This is a genomic window from Mameliella sp. AT18 (assembly GCF_028807275.1).
GTDB classification, from domain to species: Bacteria; Pseudomonadota; Alphaproteobacteria; order Rhodobacterales; family Rhodobacteraceae; genus Antarctobacter; species Antarctobacter albus.
In genome coordinates, this window is sequence record NZ_JARAMO010000318.1 from 1 (window position 1) to 9,743 (window position 9,743).

A 9,743-nucleotide genomic window follows, 5' to 3' on the forward strand; every position below is an offset into this window, starting at 1 on the left:
GAGCCGACCACGGCGCTGGACGTCACCGTCGAGGCCGCGGTTGTGCAGCTGGTCAAGGAACTGGGCGAGAAATACGGTACCTCGATGCTGTTCATCTCGCACAACCTGGGCCTGGTGCTGGAGACCTGCGACCGGATCTGCGTGATGTATTCCGGCGAAGCGGTCGAGACCGGCAGCATTGAGGACGTGTTCGACAAGATGCAGCACCCCTACACGCAGGCGCTGTTCCGCTCGATCCCCCTGCCCGGCGCGGACAAGAACGCGCGCCCGCTGGTGGCCATTCCCGGCAACTTTCCCCTGCCCCATGAACGCCCGCCGGGCTGCAACTTTGGTCCCCGCTGCGATTATTTCGAGGCCGGACGCTGCGACGCGATGGACCGGATTCCAATGGAAGACGTCCCCGGCGACGACCGGCACCGCTCACGCTGCCTGAAGTTCCAGGAAATCGACTGGAACGCTCCGCTGGTCAGCACATCGACCAACGAGAAGGCAGAACCGGGCAAAGTCGTGCTCAAGATGGACAACCTCAAGAAATACTACGAGGTTGCCGCCAACGCGCTGTTCGGCAGTTCCGGCGAAAAGAAGGTGGTCAAGGCCAACGAGACGCTGAGTTTCGAGGCGCGCGAATCCGAGACGCTGGCCATCGTCGGCGAATCCGGCTGCGGCAAGTCGACCTTTGCCAAGGTGCTGATGGGGCTGGAAACGGCCACGGACGGACAGATCCTTCTGGACAACCGCAACATCGAAAGCACGCCCATCGAACGGCGCGACACGCAGACCGTGGCGGACGTGCAGATGGTGTTCCAGAACCCCTTCGACACGCTCAACCCCTCGATGACGGTGGGGCGGCAGATCATGCGGGCGCTGGAGATCTTCGAACACGGTAATTCCGACGAGGACCGCCGGCAGGAGATGCTGCGTCTGCTGGACCTGGTGAAGCTGCCGCGCGCCTTTGCCGAGCGGATGCCGCGCCAGCTGTCGGGCGGTCAGAAACAGCGGGTCGGGATCGCGCGGGCCTTTGCCGGCGGTGCGCGGATCGTCGTGGCGGACGAGCCCGTCTCGGCGCTGGACGTGTCGGTTCAGGCAGCGGTCACGGACCTGCTGATGGAGATCCAGCGCGAGCAGAAGACGACGCTTCTGTTCATCAGCCACGACCTGTCGATCGTGCGCTATCTCAGCGACCGGGTCATGGTGATGTACCTTGGTCATGTGGTCGAGCTGGGCACCACGGACCAGGTCTTCTCGCCCCCTTATCACCCCTACACCGAGGCGCTGCTGTCGGCGGTGCCGATCGCCGACACGCATGTGGAAAAGACCCATATTGTGCTGGAAGGCGACATTCCCTCGGCGATGAATCCGCCCCCTGGCTGTCCATTCCAGACGCGCTGCCGCTGGAAGGACAAGGTTCCCGGCGGGCTGTGCGACAAGGAAGTGCCGCCGGTGCGCGTGATGGCCGATGGTCACCAGATCAAGTGCCACCTCGCGGACAGCGAATTTGACGCGATGGAACCGGTCATCAAGATCGCGGCGGAATGATCCTGCCCTGCGCCGGGCCAGGTGGCCCGGCGCAGGCTCCATGCCAAGCCGCGCGACCAGGGTAGTCAGAGTACCCTAGCCGACCAGGCGTCTCGCCTCGCGTTCTCCGCCATCGCGCGCCTTGCGGATATGGTAGGGAGAGATCGACGAGTGTTCGAGCAGATCGCGCTGCTGTTTCAGCGTGATCGGGCGCAGGAACAGAAAATCGGTATAGAGCTCGTGTATGCCACTGCCCTGCACCTGCAATTCCTCGCCCTCGATCCGGAGCCTGACCGGCCCCGAACCGCGCAACTGGGGCAGGACGGCGTCAAAGGCCTTGGCGCTGAGCGGATGAAAGCGGCACCCGCCCTTGCCCAGGGTGATCACCAGCCCCTCGACCAGTTTGCCCCCCACCTCGAGGTCGGCGGCAATGCGACAGGCCTTGCGGTTGTAAAGCAACGCCATGATCCAGCGATACCCGGTGTCGATCAGCACCAGCAAGGAAATGAACCCGACCATCAGAACGACGACCGCACCGGCGGCAAACAGCTTTTCCTCCTGCGCGCGACGCTCGATCTCGGACCAGGCGCCGCTGGCCTTGGAAAAGACACCGCCGTCGCGCCCGCTTTGCATGCGCTGAAAGATCGACGTCCCGGATGTCACACAGGCCAGCGTGGTCTGCTGGTCAAGGTCGCGCAACAGGGTCGACAGGCGGGCCGGATTGTATTGGCCCCCATTTGCCAACCGCTCGGCCTCGGCCAGGACGTTGATGGCAACGGGGCTGACACTTTCCAGCCCGCTGTCGTTCAGGGCGTCGAGGATTCGCGCCTCTGACAGGCTGTCCAGCTGGGCCCCCAACCGGGCCGTCATGGCCGGCGGCAGATCGGAGCGATCCGCAGGCAGAACCGCAAGCGTGCGGGCGACGCCCATCAACTCTCCGGGCACTTGGCACCCCTGGGCCACGACCGCAGAGGCACTGGCCTGCAAAGACAGGACAAGACATATCAGCGCAGCGCCCCGGCGCCCCGCGTTCAAGATCCACCACAAGTGATGATTCCCCATTCCACCGTTCCCGCGATCAGAGCGACGACGGAATGCAGTCTGGCAGCAAAGGCATAACCAAGGTTTAAGCCGCGCCGGCTTCGGCCCGGTTTGAGCCCGCGTCAGCCCCCGAGAATGATTTTGACGTAGTTGCGGGTCTCTCGATACGGCGGCACACCCTTGTGCTTGGTCACGGCACCGGGACCGGCATTGTAGGCCGCAAGCGCCAGGCGCCAGCTGCCGAACTTCTGGAACTGCTGCTTGAGGTAGCGCGCTCCGCCTTCGAGGTTCTGCGCCGGGTCATGCGGATCGACCCCCAGGCGCCGCGCGGTGTCCGGCATCAGCTGGGCCAGCCCGATTGCGCCCTTGTGCGACTTTGCCTTGGGATTGAACCGGGATTCCTGGTTCACAAGCCGCAGGAACAGGTCTTCGGGGATGCCGTGCTTGCGCGCGGCCACGCGCGCCATCTGGGCATATTCCCCGTTGTAGCGCCCGCGGTAGACGGGCAAATCGCCATCGGTATCCGGACCCCACTTGGTGGGCGTGACCACCTTTGGCGGCTGCAGCCGGATAGAGCTTTTGTACTGCTGCGCCGCCCGGTTATCGAGCACCTTGGTCTGACTGGAAAAGATGTGAGATCGGTTCTTGGTCGACAGGACGTCGGCCCATGCGCCTCCTGCCATGACCCCCAGGGCCAGCCCCAATCCGGCCGTGCGAAAACCCGCGCGCAGCATGCCACTATCCCCCTAAATCAAAACTTACGGTTGCGACTATACGCATTTTCGGCGATTTCGCCAGTGCCGCCGGGGCGCACCTTTCGCGTGGTTCCATGATGGGTGTAGTCTCGGCGGATCAGCGCCGATGAGATTCGAAGGGGAGATACATGGCCGGTTCCGTGAACAAGGTGATCCTGGTGGGCAACCTCGGGAGAGATCCCGAGACGCGCACCTTCCAGAACGGCGGCAAGGTCTGCAACCTGCGCATCGCCACCTCGGAAAACTGGAAGGATCGCAACACCGGCGAGCGCCGCGAGCGGACCGAATGGCACTCGGTTGCCATCTTTTCGGAACCTCTCGCCCGCATCGCCGAGCAATACCTGCGCAAAGGGTCCAAGGTCTATATCGAGGGCCAGCTGGAAACCCGTAAATGGCAGGACCAGAACGGTCAGGACCGCTATTCGACAGAGGTCGTACTGCGCCCCTACCGCGGTGAACTGACCCTTCTCGACAGCCGTAGCGAAGGCGGCGGCGGTGGTGGCTTTGGCGGCGGATCGGGTGGCGGCTACGGTGGTGGTGGCGGTGGCTACGACGACCGCGGCGGCTACGACGATCCGGGTTACGGCGGTGGATCGGGTGGCGGCTCTGGCGGCGGTTCGGGTCCGTCCCGGGCGCCCGCGCGCGACATCGACGACGAAATCCCGTTCTGATGTGCATGGTCGGCCGGTCGGTCGGCCTTGCCAGACCTGGCCGGACATTCATACGGCGCCTGCCCAGCGGCAGGCGCCGTTTCGTTTTTTTGGGCGTGACGTTGCGCACGGTAGCGCCGCGCCGGATCAGGTCTTATCTCTGGCGATACAGACTGTCCGACAGGAGACGACATGACCTGGACCTTCCGCCTTGGCCACCTGCTTGGGTCCGAACTGCGCGTGCACGCGACCTTTTTCCTGCTGCTGGCCTGGGTGGCTGCCGCCGCCTGGGCGGAAAGTGGCCCGGCGGCGGCGCTGGACAACACGCTGTTCATCCTGGCGCTGTTCGGCTGTGTCGTGGCGCATGAATACGGCCACGCGCTGATGGCACGGCGCTATGGCATCAAGACACCGGACATCACGTTGTTGCCCATCGGCGGCATGGCCCGGATGGAAAGGATGCCCGAGAATCCGGCACATGAGATCGCGGTGGCCCTGGCCGGTCCGGCGGTGAACGTGGTCATCTGGGGCCTGTTGATCGTCTTTGGCGCCTCGACAGAGATGGAAGCCCTGGCCGATCCGACGAATCCGCAGGATTTCCTGGGCCGGCTGGCGGCGGTGAACCTCTTCCTGGCGGTCTTCAACCTGATCCCGGCCTTCCCGATGGATGGCGGGCGCGTGCTGCGGGCGGCCCTGTCGATGAGCATGGACCGGGTGCGCGCCACCCGCGTCGCCGCGACAGCCGGCCAGATCGCGGCCTTTCTCTTCGGCTTCCTCGGGCTGACCTCGGGCAACCTGATCCTGCTGTTGATCGCGCTCTTCATCTTTGTCGCCGCCCAGGCCGAGGCGCGGGACGTCGAAAGCCGCGACCTGGCCGAGGGCCTGCACCTGCGCGACGCGGTCATCACCAGCTTCGAAAGCCTGTCGCCCTCGGACCCGATGCATGTCGCCGCCCAGACCCTGATCCGCACCACGCAGCATGAGTTTCCCGTCCTGCATGGCGATGGGCGGCTGGCCGGGTTCCTGACCCGGCAGGCCCTGTTCCGGGCGATGGCCGAGGGGCACAACACCCATCCCGTCGGCGAAGAAATGGAAGAGGTCCCGGCCCTGCCCCTGTCGGCCCCGCTGGCCAAGGCGATGGACGCGCTGCAACAGGCACCCGCCGTCGCGGCAACAGACGCCGGCGGGCACGTCGTGGGCTATGTCACCTCGGAGAACCTGGGCGAACTGATGGTGCTGCGCAGCCGAAAGTGACCGGGATCAGCGGTCGGAAAGCTGCTCTGCCAGCAAGGTGCGAACCATGTCGCGCGGCACATCGGAGGTCACGAAGGCCTCGCCGATGCCGCGTGCCAGGATGAACCGCAGCTGGCCATCCACCACCTTCTTGTCCTGCCCCATCAGTTCCAGCAGCGCATCCGCATCCGGCAGGTCGCCCGGGATATCGGCCAGGTCGCAGCGCATTCCGCTGTCCTTCAGCAGCGCCCGGACCCGGCTGGGATCCTCCTGCGAACAGAGGCCAAGCCGGGCCGACAGCTCAAAAGCCAGCGCACAGCCAATCGCCACGCCCTCGCCGTGCAACAGGCGGTCGGAATAGCCCGTTGCCGCCTCCAGCGCGTGACAGAAGGTATGGCCAAGGTTCAACAGCGCCCGGTCGCCCTGTTCCGTCTCGTCGCGCAAGACGATCTCTGCCTTCATCTCGACCGAGCGTTGCACCGCATAGGCCCGCGCGTCACGATCACCCCCGGCGACCTTGGCGCCGTTGGTCTCCAGCCAGTCAAAGAACGCCGCATCGCCCAGCAGCCCGTATTTCACCACTTCGCCATATCCGGCCAGGAAATCGCGCGGTGTCAGGGTCTCCAGGACGCCGATGTCCGCCAGAACCAGCGCGGGCTGGTGAAAGGACCCGATCAGGTTCTTGCCCTGGGGTGCGTTGATGCCGGTCTTGCCGCCCACCGAACTGTCGACCTGTGCCAGCAGGCTGGTCGGGATCTGCACGAAACGGACCCCCCGGCGCAGGACCGCGGCGGCAAAACCCACGAGGTCACCGATCACGCCACCGCCCAAGGCCACCACGATGTCGCGCCGTTCGACCTTCTGTTCCAGCAGCCATTCGACGGTGCGGGTGAACTGCGGCCAGCCTTTCGTCGCCTCGCCCGGCGGCAGGGTCAGGGCCACGCTTTCTATACCTTCGGCGGCCAGCGCCGCCTCCAGCGTGGCCAGATGCGACGCGGCGACATTTTCGTCGCTGACAATGGCCACGCGCGGGCGTTTCAGCAGCGGCGCGATCTCTGCCCCGGCCCGCGACAGCAGACCGGCGCCGATGCGCACCTCGTATTCGCGTCCCGGCAACGGGACATTCACCGTCTCGATCATTCCACCTTCTCCAGCACGTCCGGCCGGTTGTCCAACAGCGCGGCCTTGACCCGCTTTGCCATCTGGTCCAGCGACAAGCCCGGTGCCGAAGGCACCGCCACATCAGCCTGCGCATAGACCGGCACCCTTGCCTCGTAGAGTTGCCGCAACGTGCCCTTGGGATCTGGCGTGCGCAGCAGCGGTCGGGTGTCCTTGTGGCGCACCCTTTCCCACAACAGATCCAGGTCCGCATCCAACCAGACAGAGACCCCCATGCGCGAGATCATCTGGCGGTTGTCTGCGGACAAAAAGGCCCCGCCGCCGGTCGACAGGACGCCGGGCTTGCCTTCCAGCAGGCGCTCGATCACCTGGCTTTCCTTGCGTCGAAAAAAGGGTTCGCCATCGCGGGCGAAAATCTCTGCGATGGTCATGTTGGCGGCTTCCTCGATCTCGTGATCCGAATCGCGGAACATGACGCCAAGCTGTGCCGCCAGCGTCCGGCCCACCGCCGTCTTGCCTGCCCCCATCATGCCCACGAAGACAATTGTCTTGTGCAGGATCAAACCCTTGTGAACCGTGCCTTCGGCCATCCCTCGCCCATCGCTTAACCTGTTGCGTGAATGACGTGATCGCGACAAAAAGGCTAGGTATAAGTTGAAAAAAGACGAGGCAGGGGGCGCGACCTAATGGGGCGGTTGATCAAATGGCTATTCTATCTGCTGGTCCTGGGGGCGCTGGCGCTTGTCGCCTATGCCTATGTCGGACCCTTCTTCGGAGCGGATTTCAGCCCGCCCCAGTCCGAGCGCCGGTTGCCGGTGCAACTCGATGACGGTTGAACCGGGCCACAGCCTGCCGCTGGCGTTTTGCGCCGCGCTCTTTCTGGCCGGAACGGTGGCGGCCCAGGATGCCCCGGTCGCACAAAGTGCCAATCCGCCCCGGGTCGACGAAGCCCCGCTTTCGGCGCCCAATCCCGGGGCCGCGGGGCTGTTGTCACCGCGCCTGACCGGTCTGACCACGGATATGTGGCGCCGGTCGGATCCGGCAACGCTCGAAGGGTTGATCCGCGCGCTGGACTTGCCGGTTCCCGCGCTGCGGGCGCACATGCGGGTGATGATGCTGGCCGAAGCCGATCCGCCGGCGGACGATCGCGACCTGGCCCATCTGACCGCGCGCCTCACCTGGCTCGAAGACCAGGGCCTTGTCGAAGAGGCTCTGGCATTGCTCGACATCACCGGGGTGCAGGACCCGCATCTCTTCTCGATCTGGTCCGACCTGGCGTTGCTGCTGGGGGAATCCGCGCCGGTCTGCCGGGCGCTCTCGGCGCAGCCAAGACTGAGTGACGACCTGTCCCTGCGGATTTTCTGCACCGCCCGCGACGGCGATTGGCGCCGTGCGGCGCTGGTCCTGCAAAGCGCGCAGACCCTGGGCGACATACGCGGACGCCGGGCCGAGCTGCTGACCCGGTTCCTGGACCCCGAACTGGCCAGTGATGCACCGCTCCTCCCGCCCGTGCGCCCGACACCCCTGGAATTCCGCCTGTTCGAAGCGCTGGGAGAGCCGCTGCCCACCGCGCCCCTGCCCCTGCCCTTCGCGGTCCTCGACCTGGGCGGAGACAATGGCTGGCGCGCCCAGATTCAGGCCGCCGAACGGCTCGCACGGGCCGGCAGCCTGCCCGCCAACCGCCTGCTCGGCATCTACACCCTGCGCCAGCCCGCCGCCTCGGGCGGCGTCTGGGACCGGGTCGATGCCTTGCAGGATTTCGAACGGGCCCTGAACCGGGGGACGCCCGGCGCGATCGCGCAGGAACTGGAACGGGTCTGGCCGCAAATGGCGTCGGGCCGCCTTCTGGTGCCTTTTGCAGAGCTTTACGGCGAACGCCTGTCGGAAATCTCGATGGACGGACGTGCCGCCGGTCTTGCTCGCCGCGCGGGTTTCCTGTCGCCCGCCTACGAGGCGCTGGCGCTGGAATTGACCGACGGCAGCCGCGAGACCCGTTTCCTGACCGCCATTGCCCGGGGCCTGGCCCCGGCGGAAATGGCCGACCTGCCCCATGCGCAGGCCGTGGCTGCGGGATTCTCCGGCGCGGCCATGCCCCGCACGCTCCGATCGCAGCTGGCCGAGGGTCGCCTGGGTGAGGTCATCCTGCGCGCGATGGTGCTTTTTGCCTCCGGCGCGGCGGGCAACGGACAGGATCTGACCGATGCCATTGCCGCCTTCCGCAGCCTGGGGCTGGAGGACCTCGCCCGGCGCTCGGCGCTGGAACTGATGATCCTCGATGCCGAACGGGCCCGCCGATGACACCGGCGCGCTGGGTGCCGCTGTTCCTCGAGGCGCTGGCCGCCGAACGCGGGGCGGCCGCCAATACCCTTGCCGCCTATGACCGCGACCTGGCGCATGTCCAGGACTGGCTGACGGACGCGGGCAAGGATTTCGCCAGCGCGTCAGAGGACGACATCACGGCATACCTCGTGCATTGCGACGCTCAGGGCCTGTCCAAAGCCACCCGCGCGCGCCGTCTGTCCGCCGTGAAACAGCTTTACCGTTTCGCCTTCGAGGAAGGGATGCGCCAGGACAACCCGGCATTGCAGATCGCCGGCCCGGGCCGCGACAAGCGCCTGCCCAAGACGCTCTCGGTCGACGAGGTCGACCGCCTGCTGGAGGCCGCGCAGGCACATGGACGCAGTGCCGCCGACCGCAGCCGGAACGCCTGCCTGATGCAGGTACTCTATGCGACGGGCATGCGGGTCAGCGAGCTTGTCTCCTTGCCGCTGGCCGCGGCCCGGGGCGATCCGAGGATGTTGCTGATCCGCGGCAAGGGCGGCAAGGAACGCATGGTCCCGCTTTCTCCCCCGGCCCGGATCGCCCTCGCCGACTGGCTCGCCACCCGCGAGGCGCAGGAGGACAGCGCGAAGGCACGGGGCAAACCGGCCTCCAGCTTTCTCTTTCCATCCAGGGGCAAGGCGGGGCACCTGACCCGTCACGCCTTCTACATGTTGATCAAGGATTTCGCGGTCGAGGCCGGCGTCTCGCCGGATAAAGTCACGCCCCACACCCTGCGCCATGCCTTCGCCACGCATCTCCTGGCCAATGGCGCGGACCTGCGCGCCATCCAGACCCTGCTGGGCCACGCCGACGTGGCCACGACCGAAATCTACACACATGTGCTCGAAGAACGCCTGCGCGACCTGGTGCTGGATCACCATCCGCTTGCAAAAGACGACTGATACCGCGCCCGGCGACAACGGGGCGCCGGCCGGACAGATCGCACTCACGGCGAACCGGCGCGCAGCCTGTTCCCAGGAGCCCTCCATCGCTTGAGGCCGATCAGGGCCGGGGCGCGGGGCTTTGCAAGGGGCCGCAGGCCCGCGCCCCGCGCGGCTTGCCCTTTCAAAGCCCCGTGCGCTGGCTCAGGCCCTCAAAAAGCGAGGGA

General features: G+C 66.1%; 10 protein-coding genes. 6 read left to right on the top strand and 4 right to left on the bottom strand.

The window, feature by feature from the left end; translation table 11 throughout:
- A partial coding sequence (locus tag PVW46_RS27310) for an ABC transporter ATP-binding protein (protein WP_274578265.1) occupies positions 1-1,536 on the top strand: 1,536 nt, incomplete at its 5' end.
- A gap of 75 nt (positions 1,537-1,611) precedes the next feature.
- Here the strand turns inward: PVW46_RS27310 and PVW46_RS27315 are convergent.
- A complete protein-coding gene (locus PVW46_RS27315; RefSeq protein ID WP_274578266.1) occupies positions 1,612-2,577 on the bottom strand; it encodes a hypothetical protein in 966 nt (321 codons plus the stop codon).
- A 101-nt stretch (positions 2,578-2,678) separates the two neighbouring features.
- On the bottom strand, positions 2,679-3,239 hold the full coding sequence (locus tag PVW46_RS27320; RefSeq protein ID WP_043139433.1) for a lytic transglycosylase domain-containing protein: 561 nt from the start codon (positions 3,237-3,239) through the stop codon (positions 2,679-2,681).
- Positions 3,240-3,439: 200 nt separating this feature from the next.
- Here PVW46_RS27320 and ssb point away from each other — a divergent pair, with 200 nt between their 5' ends.
- Entirely contained in the window at positions 3,440-3,982 is a 543-nt protein-coding gene (gene ssb / locus PVW46_RS27325; protein ID WP_043139324.1) for a single-stranded DNA-binding protein, read from the top strand.
- A 171-nt stretch (positions 3,983-4,153) separates the two neighbouring features.
- Positions 4,154-5,215: a site-2 protease family protein gene (locus PVW46_RS27330; RefSeq protein WP_043139326.1), complete on the top strand. Its 1,062-nt coding sequence runs from the start codon at positions 4,154-4,156 to the stop codon at positions 5,213-5,215.
- Between the two features lie 6 nt (positions 5,216-5,221).
- On the opposite strand, the gene aroB is transcribed toward PVW46_RS27330, so the two are convergent.
- Positions 5,222-6,334 (bottom strand): 3-dehydroquinate synthase, encoded by a 1,113-nt coding sequence (gene aroB / locus PVW46_RS27335; protein WP_069211396.1) that lies wholly within the window; start codon positions 6,332-6,334, stop codon positions 5,222-5,224.
- Complete coding sequence (locus PVW46_RS27340; RefSeq protein WP_043139333.1) at positions 6,331-6,903, bottom strand: shikimate kinase; 573 nt, start codon at positions 6,901-6,903, stop codon at positions 6,331-6,333. Before PVW46_RS27340 ends, aroB begins: the two co-directional genes overlap by 4 nt.
- A gap of 96 nt (positions 6,904-6,999) precedes the next feature.
- Here PVW46_RS27340 and PVW46_RS27345 point away from each other — a divergent pair, with 96 nt between their 5' ends.
- The 3 genes from PVW46_RS27345 to PVW46_RS27355 are packed head-to-tail and all read left to right on the top strand — an operon-like array spanning position 7,000 to position 9,537.
- Complete coding sequence (locus tag PVW46_RS27345; protein WP_162846261.1) at positions 7,000-7,149, top strand: hypothetical protein; 150 nt, start codon at positions 7,000-7,002, stop codon at positions 7,147-7,149.
- The gene (locus PVW46_RS27350; protein WP_069211397.1) at positions 7,139-8,611 is read left to right on the top strand and encodes a hypothetical protein; all 1,473 of its coding nucleotides are present in this window, start codon (positions 7,139-7,141) and stop codon (positions 8,609-8,611) included. Before PVW46_RS27345 ends, PVW46_RS27350 begins: the two co-directional genes overlap by 11 nt.
- The gene (locus PVW46_RS27355; RefSeq protein WP_069211398.1) at positions 8,608-9,537 is read left to right on the top strand and encodes a site-specific tyrosine recombinase XerD; all 930 of its coding nucleotides are present in this window, start codon (positions 8,608-8,610) and stop codon (positions 9,535-9,537) included. The genes PVW46_RS27350 and PVW46_RS27355 overlap by 4 nt, the downstream gene beginning before the upstream one ends.
- Positions 9,538-9,743 lie beyond the last annotated feature (206 nt).

Bases quoted from the DNA above. Each gene is read 5' to 3' on its own strand.
- PVW46_RS27315 (WP_274578266.1), bottom strand. From the start codon at position 2,577: ATGGGGAATCATCACTTGTGGTGGATCTTGAACGCGGGGCGCCGGGGC.
- PVW46_RS27320 (WP_043139433.1), bottom strand. From the start codon at position 3,239: ATGGCAGGAGGCGCATGGGCCGACGTCCTGTCGACCAAGAACCGATCT.
- ssb (WP_043139324.1), top strand. From the start codon at position 3,440: ATGGCCGGTTCCGTGAACAAGGTGATCCTGGTGGGCAACCTCGGGAGA.
- PVW46_RS27330 (WP_043139326.1), top strand. From the start codon at position 4,154: ATGACCTGGACCTTCCGCCTTGGCCACCTGCTTGGGTCCGAACTGCGC.
- aroB (WP_069211396.1), bottom strand. From the start codon at position 6,334: ATGATCGAGACGGTGAATGTCCCGTTGCCGGGACGCGAATACGAGGTG.
- PVW46_RS27340 (WP_043139333.1), bottom strand. From the start codon at position 6,903: ATGGCCGAAGGCACGGTTCACAAGGGTTTGATCCTGCACAAGACAATT.
- PVW46_RS27345 (WP_162846261.1), top strand. From the start codon at position 7,000: ATGGGGCGGTTGATCAAATGGCTATTCTATCTGCTGGTCCTGGGGGCG.
- PVW46_RS27350 (WP_069211397.1), top strand. From the start codon at position 7,139: ATGACGGTTGAACCGGGCCACAGCCTGCCGCTGGCGTTTTGCGCCGCG.
- PVW46_RS27355 (WP_069211398.1), top strand. From the start codon at position 8,608: ATGACACCGGCGCGCTGGGTGCCGCTGTTCCTCGAGGCGCTGGCCGCC.